Origin of the sequence: Mycobacterium sp. ACS4054 (genome assembly GCF_001667275.1) — a bacterium.
Taxonomy (GTDB): Bacteria; Actinomycetota; Actinomycetes; order Mycobacteriales; family Mycobacteriaceae; genus Mycobacterium.
Genome location: NZ_LZHV01000035.1, coordinates 56,634 through 73,969 on the forward strand (window position 1 = coordinate 56,634; position 17,336 = coordinate 73,969).

Below are 17,336 nucleotides of genomic sequence, written 5' to 3' on the forward strand. Positions count from 1 at the left end.
GATGTTCAGTCCCAGCCGGGCCGTCCCGGGAAACCACCGCGCACCGGCTCGTTCGGCAGGGCGGGCGGTTTGAAGTCCCGCACGTCCACGACCTCACCGTCGATGTAGTCGGCGCCCGCGGGGGCGCCGCCCTGGCGCGCGCCGAACAGCGTCGCGTCCGCGAGCAACGGCATCCGCCGCCGCAGCCCGCGCATCGCGACCGCCGCCAGTCCCGGGCCGACGGCCGAGCGGACGGGCCGGACCAGCAGCAACAGCCCCAACGCCGTGGTGACCAGTCCGGGCACCAGCACCAGGAGTGCGGCCAGGGCGAAGAGCGCGCCGTCGCTCGCCGCGGTGCGGGGAGCGGCCAGGCCGGACCGCAGGTGAGCGATCTGGCGAAGGACGTGCGATCCCATCATCGGCACCATCAGGCCCCAGCCGAGCAGGAAGGTGCCCAGCAACGCCAGCACCGTCCAGCCCCATCCGATCGCCGAAGCCAGGGCGATGGTCGCCGCCAGCTCCACGACGGCGTAGATGACAAACAGCCGTGACAGCATGTCTGGCCAACGTCCGCCGACCGCGTCGAAGTTCCCATGGTGATGTCCGGGGCGATTGCAGTTAGATGACGCTATGACCACGATTGAGATCGACACGCCCGAAGGACCGATCGACGCGCTGCTGGACCTGCCCTCGGGCCAGGGCCCGTGGCCCGGTGTCGTGGTGGTCCACGACGCGTTCGGATACGGCCGGGACAAAGAGTCGACGAACAAGCGCATCGCCGAGGCCGGCTATGTGGCGATCACCCCGAACATGTACGCGCGGGGCGGCCGCATCCGTTGCATCACCCGGGTGATGAAGGAGCTGCAGACGCAGCGCGGCCGCGCCCTCTCCGACATCCTGGCCGCCCGCGATCACCTGAAGGCCATGCCGGAATGTTCGGGTCAGATCGGCATCGCGGGTTTCTGCATGGGCGGCCAGTTCGCACTGGTGATGTCGCCCAAGGGGTTCGGCGCCTCCGCACCGTTCTATGGCGCTCCCCTGCCCCGCAACCTCGACAAGACGCTGGACGGGGCGTGCCCGATCGTGGCCAGCTTCGGCGCGAAGGACCCGCTGGGGCGGGGCGCGCCCGAGAAGCTGAACGAGGTCATCGCCAGAAAGAACATCACGGCCGACGTAAAGGTCTATCCGGGCGTGGGGCACAGCTTCGCCAACGATCTGCCCGCCCAATCATTGCTTAGGATCACCGGTTTCGGCTATGACGAGGCCGCTACCGAGGACGCCTGGCGCCGCGTTTTCGCGTTCTTCGGCGAACATTTGGCGGGCGCTTCGACCTAGTTGCGTCAGTTGAGCTTGCGCGACAAGGCGGCGGCAAAGGTGTGGGTGTCGCCGGGCCAGCGGGCCGACACGTAGCTGCCGTCGTCAACGACGAACGCGGGCCGCGAATCGGTCGGGGTGTCGCGCGCCATCCCCGAGGCCTTGCGCCGCCAGCCCGGCGAACCGCGCACCACATCGCGGAAATCCGTTGGATCCGCAAGCGCGCGAGTTACTTCCGCCTGCACCGACATGTAGCCGTTCGCCTGGCCGGGTTGCTCGGTGTAGGTGCGGTAGTAGTCCCGGTCCCAGAATCGGGTGATCCGCGTCAAGCGCCACGCCAGGCCCTCCATCGCCCACGTCAACGCCGTGGTCTTGCGGCCGTAGAGCACCGAGCGACCCGTCGCGGGGTCGACGCTGCGCGCGGCCAGCAGCACACCGTGGCAGATGGCGCCCACCACCAGCCCGCGGGCGAAGGCGTTCACGACGAGCCGGTGCAGGACTTCGCTGTCGATGTAGCTGCGCATTCCGCGGGCGCGATGGCCGCCGGGCAACAACAGCGCGTCGATGCCGTCGAGGCCGGCTTGGGACCAGGCAATCGGATGCTGAAACTCGTTTGACGCCAACATATCTCGATAGGCGGCGCGCCCGTCCCTGTTGGCCCTGAGCATCAGCCCGATCAGCGGGATGCCGCCGAGCACCGGCAGGGCGGACCAGGCGTCCAGTCCGCGGCCGGTCACCATGATGTCGTCGGCTCTTGCGGGCGCGCCGCTTTCGGTGGCGAACACCACCCGATGACCGTCGCGGGTCAGGACGCGCCAGCTGACGGCGACCTCGGTGGGGTCGAAGTCGCGGTCCGGGATCGGGATGAGGACGGCGCCCATGAGGCCCTAGGCCTGCGCCACCTTCAGCTCGAGGCCGACGTTGTTCTCCATGCCGCCGCGCAGCTTGCTGACGAAGTTGAACACCTTGCCCACGACGCCGTAGCGCTGCCCGATCGCGTCGTAAACCGCCGCAGTTTGCGACTTGTCGAGGATGGCAGCGGTGCCTTCGACGGCCTCGCTGGTCGGCTTGCCCTGCATCGTGCAGGTGGCCAACGTGACCCGCGGCGTGTTGCGGATTCGCTTGACCTTCCACGACTTTTCGCCGGTGATGACCAGGAGCCGGTCCCCCCGCTGCTTGTCCAGGGCCGCCCAGATCGGCGTCGGCTTGGGCTTGCCGTCCTTGGTGAAGGTGGTCAACAGGATGTATTGCGCCTTGGCGAGGTCGGCGAAGCTGGGCGTCACGCTGTCAACCTACCCCCAGCGGCCCGGCATTGACATCGCCCACCTTCGGCTGCGATAGTCAGGGCACCTTAAACGAAAATACTATTTTCAGTTAAGGCCTCGGCAGCGGCGACGGAAGCGGGAAGCGTGAGCGATCCGACAACACCGCTCACCTGGCTGCCGTTTTCGATCACCGAGGCCGCGCTATCGGGAAAGCCAGGGGACCTCGGTCTATTTCAGGCCTGGTCGCACCTGCTGAGCCGGCTCCGCGAAGCCGCCCAGGTCGTGGAATCCGACCCGACGGGCGGAAATCGCACAGACCTTGCCGCCGGCATGCGCCATCTTCTGGTGTTGCTCACCGCGGGTATCGACGAGGTGCTGCGCTTCGACCCGGATCCGGTTCTGAGCGTGCGGCGTACCAGCACCGACGACATGGTGACCTGGGGCATGGAGTGCCCGGACTGCCTCTACACTCGGGCCGCGCTGCGCGGCGGCGAAAGTTACCGGCTGTTCGGCAATCGCGGCACCGCTCGATATGTCGGGCTGCAGACGATGAACGGCATTGTCGCGACGGCCAACGAGCTGGTGGACGAACTCGAGGTGGATGCCGACGGAAATTTCGAGGTCATCCTGTCGGCTGATGAACGCCCGGGGAATTGGATGCGGATCGAGGGCGACAACCCCACCTTGACCGTGCGGCACTTCTTCTACGACTGGGATGCCGAAGTGCCCTCGTCGCTGCACGTCGAACGAGTCGGTACGGCGGTGAAAACCAAAGGCCTCTCAGTCGATCCGGACACGGTGGTGGCCCGACAGATCGCCGCCCTCGGCGACTTCGTCGCAGACAACCTGGCCTTTTTCCTGCAGTTCGGCGCCGCGGCGCCGGCCAACGGATTCCTGCCGCCGATCGACCGCACCGATATGGGCGCAGCCGCCGAGAACAGGCCGGTGATCGGTCGCTGGGAGTTGCGCTCCGGCGAAGCGCTCATTGTGGAAGTGGAGCCGCCCCAGGGTCTTTACTGGAGCTTTTCCATCGGCAATCCGTGGTGGGAGACGATCCACTACGGGCGCCACCAGTCCAGCCTCAATGCCCATCAGGCCGTGTTGGATTCGGACGGACTGGTGCGCGTGGTGCTGAGTGAGCGCGATCCCGGGGTTGCGAATTGGCTCGACACGGCGGGCCATAGCAACGGACCCATCATCTTGCGCTGCGTGCGGACGGAATCCGCTCCAACGCCGTCCACACGCGTGGTGGCGTTCTCCGATCTGCGCGCCGCGTTGCCCCCGGACACACCCGAGGTCACCTCCCGGGAGCGGACGGCCATCCTGGCCGCGCGGTGTCGCGCCGTACGAGAACGGTTCGGGCGATGACGTTCGATCCCGACGAACTGGAATACGGCGCTTGTGCCGCAACTGGTTTCGATGACTTCGGCTCGCCTTATTACCGGGAAGGGCTGGAACGCATCGTCGAAGCGCTGAACACCGAGGCCGACCTCAACGACATGGGGCGGGTCATCCAGCACGCCACCATCACCAACGCCTTGATCCAGCGCCTCAGGATCGAGGAGACCTACGCGCAACATCCCGAAATAGACCGCGAGGAAATCAGCGGTCCGGTGTTTGTCATCGGTCTGCCCCGCACCGGTACCACGGCGCTGAGCCAACTGGTGGCCGCGGATCCGCAGTTCCGGTCACTGCGAATGTGGGAATCCCAATCCCCCGCCCCGCCACCGGAAGCCGCCACACAACACACAGATCCGCGGATCGCGCAAGCCGAGGCCGGACTGGCGATGCTCAACGACATGTTCCCGTTGATGAAGACGCTCTACAACTCCGAGGCGACGGCCCCGACGGAATGCCAGGACTTGATGGGCATGAGTTTCCGAACGTTCCACTTCGATGGCGCCGTCCGCGCGCCAAGGTACTTGGCCTGGGTCATGCAATGCGACATGCGGGAGACCTACACCTACCACCGGCGAGTCCTCAAGCTGCTGCAATGGCACTGTCCACCCTCGCTCTGGCATCTCAAGACTCCCGTTCACATGTTCGCCCTCGATGCGCTCGTTGAGTCCTACCCGGACGCAAAGTTCCTATGGAGTCATCGTGATCCGGCCAAGGTGATGGGCTCGGTTTGCAGCCTCATTCAGTACGTGCGCAGCTGGAGTAGCGACCGCAACGATGCCGATGAACTCGGCGCCGAACAACTGGATAGCTGGGTTGAAGCTATTAGGAGAGCAATGGATTTCCGCAGCCGAGTGGGTGACGAGCGATTCGCCGACGTCTCCTTCGCGGATTTGCAAACTGACCCGGTGCGGACGCTGCAAGCCAGCTACGCGTCGCTCGGACTCGATTTCTCCGAAGCCACCTTGAATTCGGTCAACCGGTGGGCCCAGGAGCACCGACCCGGCTCGCGGGGTGCCCACGAGTATGACCTCGCCGACTTTGGCTTGTCACCCGACGGCGTGCGCGCACGATTCGCCGACTACCTCGCCACCTACGATGCCACCGGTTGACGACGTGACGGCCCCTCGCACGCGGCGACGCGACAAGCTGGATCCTGACCCGGCGGTGCGCCGCGATCTTCTCGCCGCCGCGTCGTTCATTCTGCGGGAACAAGGCATCCGCGGCTTTGGTGTCGCCGCTGTACTAGGTCGAGCCGAGCTGAGCACCCGCGCGTTCTATCGGCACTTTGCCTCCAAAGACGAATTGCTCGCCGCCGTCTTCCTGGAGGCCGCACGCGCCGAGAAGCGACGGCTTAGTCGCCGAATGCGGCGTGCCACAACGGAGGTCGAGGCCGTGGCGGCCTGGATCGAGGGGCGCCTCGACCTGGCGTTCGATCAAGGCATCGGAGCGGACCTGCGGCGGCTCTCACAGGAGGCTCAGTCTCAGATGTTCGCCTCCCCCGTCCTCATCCAGCCCGCCTACGCGGAAATACTCGGACCACTCAGCGAGGCACTTCGGCGCGGCCTGGACAACGGGACGTTCCACCACATCGATCCCTTGATCGACGCCCACTTCATCCACGGCGTGGTCTGGGCCGGCATCGACCAGCAATGGTCGACCGGCGGGTTCACCCGCGACGATCTCCGCCGGCGCACGATGCGTTTCTGCCTGACCGGCCTGAGGGCGGCGCCGGAAGCGATCGAACGGATTTGCTCCCACACGTAGCGAAGGAGTCGACGATGGATCTAGGTTTCGCGGGATCGACGGCCGTGGTCACCGGCGGCAGCAAGGGCATGGGACTGGCCATCGCCGAAACCCTCGCGGGCGAGGGAGCCAGCGTGGCCGTGATGGCCAGAACCCCCGAGACGCTGGATGCCGCCGTGACGTCGCTGCGCCGCGCCGGCGCTCCGGACGCCGTGGGCATCAGCGTCGATATGGCCGACGCCGACTCCATTGCCGACGGCTTCGCCGCCGTCGCGCAGCGTTGGGGGCGGCTCAATAGCCTGATCCACACGATCGGCCCGGGCGACGGCTATTTCGAGCAGATGGACGACGCGCAGTGGGACGAGGCGTTCACCCTCGGCACGATGTCGGCGGTGCGGTCGATCCGGGTCTCGTTGCCGCTGCTGCGCTCCGCCGACTGGGCCCGCATCGTCACGCTGTCCGCGCATTCGATCCAACGGCAGAACCCGCGCATCGTCGCCTACACGGCGGCGAAGGCGGCACTGGCGAGCGTCACCAAGAACTTGTCGAAAAGCCTTGCCAAGGACGGCATCCTGGTCAATTGCGTGTGCCCTGGGACCATTGTGACCGCCAGCTTCACCGAGGCGCTGAAGGATATCCTTGCCGCCGATGGGCTCGACGCCACGGATCCGGTAGACGTCATGAGGTGGATTGACACTAACTTTCACCAGCCCTGCGACCTCGGCCGCGCCGGGCTCCCCGAAGAGGTCGCTTCCATCACCGCCTACCTGGTATCGCGGCGAAACGGTTATGTCACCGGGGCCACCGTCAACGTCGACGGCGGATCGGACTTCATCTGACCGCCGGCCGGCTCGCGCCGAGTGTGCGGCCAGCCGCACGTTCGGTGCCGACTGTGCGGCCAGCCGCACGCTCGCGGGCTCACCCCTCCAGGTCGCCCTCGGTTTCCAGCAGCGCCTGCCGCAACCCGTCGAGCGTTTCCGATTGGGGCTGCGCCCACATGCCGCGGCCGGCCGCCTCCAGCAGCCTTTCGGCCATCCCGTGCAGCGCCCAGGGGTTGGACTCGGCCATGAACTTGCGGTTCTCGAGATCCAGCACGTAGCGCTCGGTGAGTTGCTCGTACATCCAGTCCGCCATCACGCCCGCGGTCGCGTCGTAGCCGAACAGGTAATCCACGGTGGCCGCCATCTCGAACGCGCCCTTGTAGCCGTGCCGGCGCATGGCGGCCATCCAGCGTGGGTTGACGACGCGGGCGCGGAACACCCGCGTGGTCTCCTCGGACAGCGTGCGGGTGCGGATCGCGTCGGGCCTGGTGTTGTCGCCGATGTAGGCCGCCGGCGCCTGGCCGGTCAACGCCCGCACCGTGGCGACCATGCCGCCGTGGTACTGGAAGTAGTCGTCGGAGTCGGCGATGTCGTGTTCGCGGGTGTCGGTGTTCTTGGCAGCCACCGCAATTCGCCGGTACTGACGGTTCATGTCATCGACGGCCTCGCGCCCGTCCAGGTCGCGGCCGTAGGCGAAGCCACCCCACGCGGTGTACACCTGCGCCAGATCGGCATCGTCGCGCCAGTTGCGGCTGTCGATCAGCTGCAGCAGCCCGGCGCCGTAGGTGCCCGGCTTGGAGCCGAAAATCCTTGTCGTCGAGCGCCGCCGGTCGCCGTGCTGGGCGAGGTCGGCCTGGGCGTGCGCACGCACGTAGTTGTCGTCCGCTGGCTCGTCGAGTTCGGCGACCAGCCGCACCGCGTCGTCGAGCATCGTCACCACATGCGGGAAGGCGTCGCGGAAGAACCCCGAGATCCGCACGGTCACGTCGATGCGTGGGCGCCCCAGTTCGGCCAGCGGAATGGGTGCGAGGTCGACGACGCGCCGCGACGCGTCGTCCCAGACCGGCCGAACACCCAGCAGCGCAAGCACTTCGGCGATGTCGTCGCCGGCGGTGCGCATCGCCGAGGTGCCCCACACCGACAGCCCCACCGATTGCGGCCACCGCCCGTGGTCGTCACGGTAGCGGGTGAGCAGCGAATCGGCTAGGGCCACACCGGCTTCCCATGCCAGCCGCGACGGCACCGCCTTGGGGTCGACGGAGTAGAAGTTGCGCCCGGTGGGCAGCACGTTCACCAGACCGCGCAGTGGCGATCCGGACGGCCCGGCCGGGATGAAGTGGCCATCCAAGGCATTGAGGACCTGGTCGATCTCGGCGGCGGTGCCGGCAAGCCGGGGCACCACCTCGGTGGCGGCGAACCGCAGCACTTCCGCCACCTCGGGGTTATCGGTAATGCGTTCGGCCGCATCGGGATCCCAGCCGCCGGCCTGAAGGGCCGCGACGAGCTCACGGGCGGCCGCTTCCGTCCGATCGACCACGCCACGCTCATCGGTGCCGTCCTCGGCCAGGCCCAACGCCTGCCGCAAACCCGGAATGGCGTGCTCGCCGCCGAAAAGTTGGCGGGCCCGCAGGATTGCCAACACGAGGTCGAGTTCGGTTTCGCCCGAGGGCTTTTGCCCGAGGATGTGCAGGCCGTCGCGGATTTGCACGTCCTTGATCTCGCACAGCCAACCGTCGACGTGCAGCAGCATGTCGTCGAACGAGTCCTCCGGTGGCCGCTCGGTGAGCCCGAGGTCGTGGTCCATCTTGGCGGCCCGGATCAGCGTCCAGATCTGTTGGCGGATGGCGGGCAGCTTGCCGGGGTCCAACGCCGCGACGTTGGCGTGCTCGTCGAGCAATTGCTCCAACCGGGCGATGTCGCCGTAGGTTTCGGCGCGCGCCATCGGCGGGATGAGGTGGTCGACGAGCACCGCGTGCGCCCGCCGCTTGGCCTGGGTGCCCTCGCCGGGGTCATTGACCAGAAAAGGGTAGATCAGCGGCAGATTGCCCAGCGCGGCGTCGGATCCACAGGCCGCCGACATGCCCAGCGTCTTTCCGGGCAGCCACTCCAGGTTGCCGTGCTTGCCCAGGTGCACCACGGCGTGCGAGCCGAAACCGGCATCCAGCCAGTGGTAGGCGGCCAGGTAATGGTGGCTGGGCGGGAGGTCCGGGTCGTGGTAGATCGCCACCGGGTTCTCGCCGAAACCTCGGGGCGGCTGCACCATGAGCACCAGGTTGTCCGCTTGCATTGCGGCGATGACGATTTCACCGTCGGGGTCGTTGGTGCGGTCCACGAAGAGGTCCCCGGGCGGAGGCCCCCAATGCTTGGTCACCGCGTCGGTCAGCTCCGTTGGCAGCGTGGCGAACCAGTCGCGGTAGTCCTTGGCGGACAACCGAATCGGGTTGCCGGCCAGTTGACCCTCGGTGAGCCAGTCCGGGTCCTGCCCGCCGCGCTCGATCAACGCGTGGATCAGCGCGTCGCCGTCGTCGGCGTCGACTCCGGGCACGTCGCCCACCCGGTACCCGCGCTCGCGCATCGCTCGCAGCAGCGCGACCGCGCTCGCGGGGGTGTCCAGGCCGACGGCGTTGCCGATCCGCGCGTGCTTGGTGGGGTACGCCGAGAACACCAGGGCCACTCGCTTGTCGGCCGCGGCGATGTGGCGCAGCCGCGCGTGCCGGATCGCCAGGCCCGCGACCCGCGCGCACCGTTCCGGGTCGGCGACATAGGAGATCAGCCCGTCGTCGTCGATCTCCTTGAACGAGAACGGGACGGTGATGATGCGGCCGTCGAACTCGGGCACCGCCACCTGGGTGGCCACGTCGAGCGGGCTGAGCCCGTCGTCGTTGCCGCTCCACTGGGCCCGAGAGCTCGTCAGGCACAATCCCTGCAGGATCGGAATATCCAGGGCGGCAAGGTGTTCGACGTTCCAGCTGTCATCGTCGCCGCCGGCGGACGCCGTGGCCGGTTTCAGTCCCCCGGCGGCCAGGACGGTGACCACCATGGCGTCGGCGTCGCCCAGTCGTTGCAGCAGTTCGGGTTCGGCGGTGCGCAGCGACGCGCAGTACACCGGCAACGGCCGCCCGCCGGCGTCCTCGATGGCGTGGCACAGCGCCTCGATATAGCCGGTGTTGCCGGCCAGCTGTTGCGCGCGGTAGTACAGCACCGCGATGGTGGGCCCCTCGGTTCCGCCCGCCTTCGGCCGCTTCAGCTCGCCCCACGTGGGGGTGACGACGGGCGGGCCGAACCCGAAGCCGGTCATCAGCACGGTGTCGGACAGGAAGGCGTGCAGCTGGCGGAGGTTTTCGACGCCGCCGTGCGCGAGGTAGATGTGCGCCTGCACCGCGATGCCGGCCGCGAGCGTGGACAGACCGGTCAGCTCGGCATCGGCGGCCTGCTCGCCGCTGACCAGCACCGTCGGCACGCCGCTGGCGATCACCGCGTCGATACCGCTCTGCCAGGCGCGGTAGCCACCCAGGATGCGGACCACCACGATGGCGGCGTCGGACAGCAGGTCGGGCAGTTGCGCTTCATCCAGTCGGGACGGGTTGGCCCACCGATAATTCTTGCCGCTGGAGCGGGCGCTGATCAGGTCCGTGTCGGACGTCGAGAGCAGCAGGATGGTCGGCTCAGCCACCCTCTATTCGTACCGGAACGTCGCCGCGATCCGGGCGGCGACCTCCTCGGCGACCCGCAGCGCCTCCTCGCTCTTGCCCGGCTCGTAGCGATCCGCCGCGGCGTCGTAGTCGGCGCCGGCGATGGACCCGTGGTCGGCGGCCAGCTCCACTAGCTTCACCGGCCACCCGACCCGTTGGAGGCTGGCGGCGAACTCCGTGCTGACCGCCACCGGTACGACGTCGTCGCCCAGGCCGTGCAGCAACGTGAACGGTGCGCCGACACGCTCCGGGGAGAGTTCGTCGCTGACGCGTCGACCGAAAATCGGGTCGGGGACTATGAACGCGCCTGCCAGGCAGACGGTATGCGCCAATTGCACATCGCCGCTGACGGCCAGCGCCGCCGCCGCGGCGCCTCCCATTGACCACCCGACGAGCACGATGGCGTCGGGTTCGGCGGCGTGTTTGCGAGCGAAGTCGAGCGATCCCAACAGATCCCCGCGACCGCCGTCCTCGGCGTGGGAATTCCAGTCCGGCGCCACGACCGCCGCGCCGCGCTCGGCGAGCATGCCGGCGAGGGGTCCGAACGCCGCCCGCGCATCGGTCTGCATGCCGTGCCATAACAGGACCGTGGGCTGCGCCGGATCGCCGTAGACATCGACCAACCGGCCTGGCGCGTATTCGACCGTCTGCATGGGGACGAGTGTGCCCCGCGCTGCATGTATTCAATCGCGGCCCGGAAAAAATTGGTGACGCTCGCGTACCTTAACCGGTGTTAGCGTTGTTCGAACACCAAGAACGACAAGCTGACCCGAGGAAGCCCGAATGTCGATAGTTGCCGATGCACTCCGCATGCTCACCAACTTGGGAAACTTCGGATCGCAGTTCATCGGGCTGGACGCCAACCTCACGCCGCCCACCTCCGACACCGACGGCGGCAGCGAATACCTTGCGGCCAGCCTGACGGGCATGACCGGTGGCCTGGGAAGCTCATTCACGTCTCGCCAAATGCTTTCGGGAATGTTTGAGCCGGGCGACTTCATCACGAAATACGACCGCGACAAAGGGGTGCGTACGGCATTTAGCGATGCGAGATGGCAAAAGCATTCGAAGTACCTATACGACCCCACCCGTCGACTGCAGATCGCACGCGACGGTGACGTCGCCGCCAATCTGAGAGGCGCTACTAGGGGCTTTACCGGCGCGGCCGTGAACATCCTCCCGTGGACCGCCAGCGTCGTCGGATACCTGGAACTGTTAACGGGGTTCGGCCCGCCGAACGAGGGAAGCGATCTGAAATCCGGCGCGGAGTTGTGGGCCGCGCTCGAGGAACAGCTGGAGTCAGCCGTGCCGAGCGAGGACTGGGAGGGAGACGCTTCTGACGCCTATGCCGCCCAGGTGACGGCATTGCGAGTCATTGCGAAGGATTTGGCCGATTTGGACGGCCGACTGGCAGATATCGTCGCGGACCAAGCGGAATGGGTCACGCACATTCGACTTGGTTTCGGGATCCTGCTCAACCTGCTTACCACCGCCATAGCCATCGAAGTCCTGCTGAGAATAGCCCTGGCTTACGTTCCGAGCGGCGCATTGTGGGCCAGCGGCTGGGCAATTTTTGCCTCCACCCTGGCGATCTCTGCCGCCCTGGGCATGCTCGGCACCCTGATCGGCATGTCGGTAGAGAACGGCAACAAAGCCGACGATGTGGCCACCGAGATCGAGCGCCTGGGTGCGGCCGCAAGACATTTAGTCAACGATTCGACGGCTCAAAGCGTGGTTGCTACGGCACCTGAATCGCGAGCCTCCGAATTCCAAACTCTTTCCAACGGGCCGTCGCCGACACTCGCCGCCCCGAGGGGCCAGAAACCAACCTCGCGAAAGGCGGCTGCGCGGGAATCCGACGGCGCCGAGGCGGATACGCCCGAGATACCGGAAAACCTTCAAGGCGGCAGCCAATCCGCCGGGATGCCGACCCTGAGCACATTGATGCAAATGTCGAACCAAGCGGGAAATGACTCGGCGCAATCGCCCGGTCGCGCTGACGCGCTTAACCCTTTGGTCGGACGAGGACGGCGGCCTGATCCGGTGGCGGACCAGGAACCAGCGGCGGCGGTAAAGGCCATGGGGGCGGGTGCGGGTTCCGGGGCCGCCGACCGCGCACCCGTCGAAGTCGCCGGTGAGGCGCAGCGGATCGCTCGAAGCGAGACCGGCCAGTAACACCTCGACTGACGATCCGCGCCGCCCGTACCGTGGACGGATGGCCAGGATGCGCGACGCCGACGCCTGCCCCGGCGCGCTGCAGGTGCACCGCGCGGCCGACGGCGCCCTGGCCCGGGTCCGGCTGCCGGGCGGCGGGCTGACAGCCGCCCAGCTCGCCGCGTTGTCACGGGTGGCCACCGAATTCGGCTCGTCGACGCTGGAGCTCACCGCGCGCGGCAACATCCAACTGCGCGGCATCACCGATGTGACGGCGGCCGCCCAAGCCATCGCCGACGCGGGACTGCTGCCGTCCGAGACGCATGAACGGGTCCGCAACATCGTCGCGTCCCCGCTGTCCGGCCGCACCGGTGGAACCGCCGACGTGCGGCCGTGGGTCGCCGAACTGGACGCGGCGATCCGCGCCGAACCGAGCCTCGTCGAGCTGGGCGGCCGGTTCTGGTTCAGCCTCGACGACGGGCGCGGCGACGTCTCGGGCCTGCGCGCCGACCTCGGCGTGCACGCGCTCCCCGACGGTTGGGCGTTGCTGCTTGCGGGCTGCGACACCGGCGTCCGGCTGGCGGACGGCGAGGTGATCGAGACGCTCGTCGTCATCGCGACCCGTTTCGCGACCACACGCGGAACAGCCTGGCGCGTCAAGGAATTGGACGATGTCGAAAGCCTGCTGCCGGGCGTCGAACTCGGTGACGATCCCTTTCCGGCGGTCACCAGGCCGCCGGTGGGCTGGATCAACCAGAATGACGGCCGGGTGGCGCTCGGCGCCGCGGTGCCGTTGGGCGTCCTGACCGCACGCGTCGCGGAGTACCTGGCCGCGATCGAGGTCCCGCTGGTGATCACGCCGTGGCGATCGGTGCTCGTCTGCGATCTCGACGAGGCCGTCGCCGACGTCGCGCTGCGGGTGCTGGCGCCGTTGGGATTGGTCTTCGACGAGAACTCCCCCTGGCTGAACCTCAGCGCGTGCACCGGCAGACCCGGGTGCGCGCATTCGCTCGCCGATGTGCGGGCCGACGCCGCGCGGGCGCTGGACGAGGATTCGGGAGTGCACCGTCATTTCGTCGGCTGCGAGCGCGCCTGCGGCAGCCCGCTTACGGGCGAGGTGCTGCTGGCGACCGGCGACGGATACCGCCCGCTACGGTAATCGGGTGCTCGACTACATCCGCGACGCGGCGGAGATTTATCGCCAGTCGTTCGCGGCCATTCGCGCCGAGGCCGACCTGGCCCGGTTCCCGGAGGACATCGCCCGGGTGGTGGTCCGCCTGATCCACACCTGCGGGCAGGTCGACGTCGCCGAGCACGTCGCCTACACCGACGACGTCGCCGCCCGCGTCGGATCCGCCCTGCGCAACGGCGCCCCGGTGCTGTGCGATTCGTCGATGGTGGCGGCCGGGATCACCGCGGCGCGGCTGCCCGCCGGCAACGAGGTGGTGTCGCTGGTCGCCGATCCGCGCGCCCCCGAGCTGGCCGCCCGGCGCCAGACCACCCGGTCGGCGGCCGGCGTGGAGCTGTGGGCCGATCGGCTGCCCGGCGCCGTGCTGGCGATCGGCAACGCGCCGACCGCACTTTTCCGGCTGCTCGAGCTGATCGACGAGGGTGTCGACCCGCCGGCCGGGGTGCTGGGCGGCCCGGTCGGATTCGTCGGGTCGGCACAGTCCAAGCAGGAGCTCATCGACCGCCCGCGCGGGATGTCGTACCTGGTGGTGCGGGGCCGCCGCGGCGGCAGCGCGATGGCCGCAGCCGCCGTCAACGCGATCGCGAGCGAGCGCGAATGACGGCGCGAGGCACGCTCTGGGGCGTCGGGCTCGGGCCCGGGGATCCGGAACTGGTGACCGTCAAGGCCGCCCGGGTGATCGGCGAGGCCGACGTGGTGGCCTACCACAGCGCGCGGCACGGCCGCAGCATCGCGCGCGGCATCGCCGAACCGTACCTGCGGCCCGGCCAGATCGAGGAGCACCTGATCTACCCGGTGACCACGGAGGTGACCGATCATCCCGGCGGCTACGCCGGGGCGCTCGAGGACTTCTACGTCGAGGCCGCCGCGCGCATCGCCGCGCACCTCGACGCGGGCCGCAACGTGGCGCTGCTCGCCGAGGGCGACCCGCTCTTCTACAGCTCCTACATGCATTTGCACACCCGGCTGACGCAACGCTTCGATGCCGTCATCGTGCCGGGTGTGACGTCGGTGAGCGCCGCCTCGGCGGCCATCGCGACGCCGTTGGTGGCCGGCGACGAGGTGCTCTCGGTACTGCCGGGCACCCTGCCGGTCGCCGAGCTGACCCGCCGCCTGGCCGACGCCGACGCCGCGGTGGTGCTCAAACTCGGGCGTTCGTATCACGCTGTGCGGGAAGCCCTTTCAGCATCCGGCCAGCTTGACGACGCCTATTACGTGGAACGGGCCAGCACGGCCGGACAGCGCATCCTGCCCGCCGCCGAGGTCGACGAAACGGGCGTGCCTTACTTCTCGCTGGCGATGTTGCCGGGCGGGCGACGCGGGCGGCAGTCGGCGGCCGGCACCGTCGCGGTGGTGGGCCTGGGCCCCGGCGACACCGACTGGATGACGCCGCAGAGCCGGCGGGAGCTCGCGAGCGCGACCGACCTGATCGGCTACGGCGGCTACCTGGACCGCGTCCCGGTGCGCGACGGGCAACGACGGCACCCCAGCGACAACACCGACGAACCGGCGCGGGCCCGGCTGGCCTGCGCGCTGGCCGAAGAGGGCCGCGCCGTCGCCGTGGTGTCGTCGGGCGACCCCGGGGTGTTCGCGATGGCCACCGCCGTATTGGAGGAGGCCAAGGAGTGGCCGGGTGTGCGGGTGCGCGTCATTCCGGCGATGACGGCCGCCCAGGCCGTCGCCAGCCGCGTCGGCGCTCCCCTGGGCCACGACTACGCCGTCATCTCGCTATCCGACCGGCTCAAGCCCTGGGACATCATCGCCGAGCGGCTGGCCGCCGCGGCCGCCGCCGACCTCGTGCTCGCGATCTACAACCCGGCGTCCAAGACACGCACCTGGCAGGTCGGCGCGATGCGCGACCTGCTCTTGGAACACCGCGAACCCGGGACGCCGGTGGTGATCGGCCGCAACGTGTCCGGACCCGACGAGGACGTCCGCGTGGTGCGGCTGGCCGACCTCGACCCCGCCACGGTGGACATGCGCTGCCTGCTGATCGTCGGCTCTTCGCAAACGCAATGGCACGCAAGCGATTTCGGTGATCGGGTGTTCACCCCGCGGCGGTACCCGAGCTAGGGCCTAGTCTTCGCTCCAGGTGCTCGGCATCATCGGCACGGTGGGGCCGTCGCTCAACCCGTCGCGCGTCAGCGTCGCCAACCCGGCGGGCCGGGCGACACCGGATCGCGCTGCGGCGCCGGCGAATCCAAGCGGTCCGCCGCCCTGATCGGAGGCGCCCACGGCGTCCGGGCGGTCGTCGTCGACAGCCTCCTGGTCCAGGTCCATGAATTCGTAGCGGTACGCACGGTCCGTGGCCGTTCCCGCGCGGCGCCGGCGCGCGCGGGCCTTTCTCTTGGCGGCTGCCAACGCCGCGACCGCGGCGGGCGCGTCCACGTCGTCGGGCGCCGGCTCCTCGGCCTTGCGGCGCGCCCAGCCGCTGGCGCTGCCGCGCGCCGCCAGACCCGAAATTCCCACGGCGTACAGGGCGTCGGACATCCCCGCGCCGATCCCGTCGGTGGCCGTGGGGCTGAAGCCGGCACCCGGCCCGCCCGCGATCGGTCCGCCGCCGGCCGGGGTGGCCACGGTCGAGGCGGGGGCGCTGGACACCGTCTGGACATGGCTGACGCTGGCGGGGGCGGTGCCAAGGGTCGGGGCCGGCGCGGAGGCCATCGGCGCCGGCGCGGGAGCGGCCGCCGGCAGCGGTGCGGCGACCGAGAGCGGGGCCACGACGCTGACCGCGGTAACGGCCGCGGCCGCGCCCCCCGCCGCGGCGGCGGCCAGCAGGGAAACGGCCATCGGTGCGAGCACGACCGCCATCTGGATGGCGGCCTGCATGAAGGGCCAGAAGATCATCAGGGTGTGGAAGATGGCCCAGCCGAGCGCGCTGGACAGGGCCGGCGAGAACCCCAACTGGCCGAAAAACGAGGCGAGGCCGTTGACGAACGGCACCGGTGGGAACGGCCAGCCACCCGGGTTGAGGTCCTTGGACACCGGCCACGCGAAGTTCTTGGTGTACTGCTGTAGCCACGCCGTGAGCTGGTCCTGCCAGGACGGGTAGGCCTGGGTGGCCTGCTGTTGGGTGTCGGCGGCTTGCGCGGCGGCGACGCTCGCCTCCGCGGCCGGGGCGACGATCGACGGCGCGGGCGTGGACGCGGGGACCGCCGCGAGGGCGGACTCGGCAACCACCTGGTAGGTGGTCATGGTCTCGGCGGCCTGCAGCCACATGCGCGCGTAGTCGGCCTCGTTCACCGCGATTGGAATCGTGTTGATGCCGAAGAAGTTCGTCGCCACCAGCGCCGCGTGGGTCGCGTGGTTGGCGGCCAGCTCGGGCATGGTCGGCATGGTGGCCAGCGCCGCCGTGTAGGCGCCGGCGGCCGTCTCGTGCAGCGCGGCCGCCGTCGCGCTCTTGGCGGAGCTCTCCAGCAGCCAGGCCAGGTACGGGGCGTGGGCCGCCACGTATTGTTCGGCGCTTGGGCCGCCCCAGGCACCGCCTTGCACGGCGGCCAGGAGCCCGCCGAGTTCGTCTGCGGCGTCGGTGTATTGGCTGCTCATCGACGACCAGGTCGCCGCAGCGGCGAGCAGCGGCCCGGGTCCGGGGCCGCTGCTCAGCAAGGTCGAGTGCACTTCAGGCGGGAAGGCGATCCAGATCGGGGCGGTCATCGTCGGTGGCCTGCGGGCACGAACACGAATACCTCTTCGGTGGGTGGGCTGGGGCTGCGTACCTTCAGTGGTCGGTTTGCCGGACGGATTAGTTCCCGCCGGTTGATTTCGGGTGCTCTTTGCG

The 17,336-nt window shown here is 68.8% G+C and carries 14 protein-coding genes and 1 pseudogene; 9 read left to right on the top strand and 6 right to left on the bottom strand.

From position 1 onward, the window contains the following. Positions 1-5: 5 nt before the first annotated feature. Complete coding sequence (locus tag A5730_RS07830; protein WP_067897891.1) at positions 6-536, bottom strand: FxsA family protein; 531 nt, start codon at positions 534-536, stop codon at positions 6-8. 73 nt (positions 537-609) lie between these two features. Here A5730_RS07830 and A5730_RS07835 point away from each other — a divergent pair, with 73 nt between their 5' ends. Beyond that, positions 610-1,314, top strand: a complete 705-nt coding sequence (locus A5730_RS07835; protein WP_067897894.1) for a dienelactone hydrolase family protein — start codon at positions 610-612, stop codon at positions 1,312-1,314. Positions 1,315-1,319: 5 nt separating this feature from the next. On the opposite strand, the gene A5730_RS07840 is transcribed toward A5730_RS07835, so the two are convergent. After that, on the bottom strand, positions 1,320-2,174 hold the full coding sequence (locus A5730_RS07840; protein ID WP_067897897.1) for a type 1 glutamine amidotransferase domain-containing protein: 855 nt from the start codon (positions 2,172-2,174) through the stop codon (positions 1,320-1,322). Positions 2,175-2,180: 6 nt separating this feature from the next. Beyond that, positions 2,181-2,576 (bottom strand): PPOX class F420-dependent oxidoreductase, encoded by a 396-nt coding sequence (locus A5730_RS07845; protein ID WP_067897900.1) that lies wholly within the window; start codon positions 2,574-2,576, stop codon positions 2,181-2,183. A 126-nt stretch (positions 2,577-2,702) separates the two neighbouring features. Between A5730_RS07845 and A5730_RS07850 the strand changes: the two genes are divergently transcribed. From A5730_RS07850 to A5730_RS07865, 4 genes and pseudogenes are all read left to right on the top strand, one after another. Next, positions 2,703-3,926, top strand: a complete 1,224-nt coding sequence (locus A5730_RS07850) for a DUF1214 domain-containing protein (RefSeq protein ID WP_067897903.1) — start codon at positions 2,703-2,705, stop codon at positions 3,924-3,926. Continuing rightward, positions 3,923-5,068 carry a sulfotransferase gene (locus A5730_RS07855; protein WP_067897906.1) on the top strand — a complete coding sequence of 382 codons (1,146 nt, stop codon included), beginning with the start codon at positions 3,923-3,925 and terminating at the stop codon, positions 5,066-5,068. Before A5730_RS07850 ends, A5730_RS07855 begins: the two co-directional genes overlap by 4 nt. Beyond that, positions 5,055-5,264: pseudogene (locus tag A5730_RS25390) on the top strand (helix-turn-helix domain-containing protein); the annotation flags it as partial. The gene A5730_RS07855 and the pseudogene A5730_RS25390, both read left to right, overlap by 14 nt. 473 nt (positions 5,265-5,737) lie before the next feature. After that, positions 5,738-6,541, top strand: a complete 804-nt coding sequence (locus A5730_RS07865) for an SDR family NAD(P)-dependent oxidoreductase (protein WP_067897912.1) — start codon at positions 5,738-5,740, stop codon at positions 6,539-6,541. A 79-nt stretch (positions 6,542-6,620) separates the two neighbouring features. Here the strand turns inward: A5730_RS07865 and cobN are convergent, their stop codons facing one another. Together cobN and A5730_RS07875 are read right to left on the bottom strand one after the other, a co-directional pair. Continuing rightward, complete coding sequence (gene cobN, locus A5730_RS07870; RefSeq protein WP_067897915.1) at positions 6,621-10,196, bottom strand: cobaltochelatase subunit CobN; 3,576 nt, start codon at positions 10,194-10,196, stop codon at positions 6,621-6,623. 3 nt (positions 10,197-10,199) lie between these two features. Further along, entirely contained in the window at positions 10,200-10,868 is a 669-nt protein-coding gene (locus tag A5730_RS07875) for a S9 family peptidase (RefSeq protein WP_067897918.1), read from the bottom strand. Between the two features lie 130 nt (positions 10,869-10,998). On the opposite strand from A5730_RS07875, the gene A5730_RS07880 reads away from it, so the two are divergent. From A5730_RS07880 to A5730_RS07895, 4 genes are read left to right on the top strand one after another with little or no spacing between them, the layout of a single operon-like run. Beyond that, the gene (locus A5730_RS07880; RefSeq protein ID WP_156745727.1) at positions 10,999-12,390 is read left to right on the top strand and encodes an EspA/EspE family type VII secretion system effector; all 1,392 of its coding nucleotides are present in this window, start codon (positions 10,999-11,001) and stop codon (positions 12,388-12,390) included. A 40-nt stretch (positions 12,391-12,430) separates the two neighbouring features. Next, positions 12,431-13,528 (top strand): precorrin-3B synthase, encoded by a 1,098-nt coding sequence (gene cobG, locus A5730_RS07885; RefSeq protein ID WP_067897925.1) that lies wholly within the window; start codon positions 12,431-12,433, stop codon positions 13,526-13,528. A 4-nt stretch (positions 13,529-13,532) separates the two neighbouring features. Then, positions 13,533-14,159: a precorrin-8X methylmutase gene (locus A5730_RS07890; protein WP_067897928.1), complete on the top strand. Its 627-nt coding sequence runs from the start codon at positions 13,533-13,535 to the stop codon at positions 14,157-14,159. Further along, a complete protein-coding gene (locus A5730_RS07895) occupies positions 14,156-15,631 on the top strand; it encodes a precorrin-2 C(20)-methyltransferase (RefSeq protein ID WP_067897931.1) in 1,476 nt (491 codons plus the stop codon). The genes A5730_RS07890 and A5730_RS07895 overlap by 4 nt, the downstream gene beginning before the upstream one ends. Positions 15,632-15,634: 3 nt before the next feature. Here the strand turns inward: A5730_RS07895 and A5730_RS07900 are convergent, their stop codons facing one another. After that, positions 15,635-17,212 (bottom strand): PPE family protein, encoded by a 1,578-nt coding sequence (locus A5730_RS07900; protein ID WP_067897933.1) that lies wholly within the window; start codon positions 17,210-17,212, stop codon positions 15,635-15,637. Positions 17,213-17,336 lie beyond the last annotated feature (124 nt).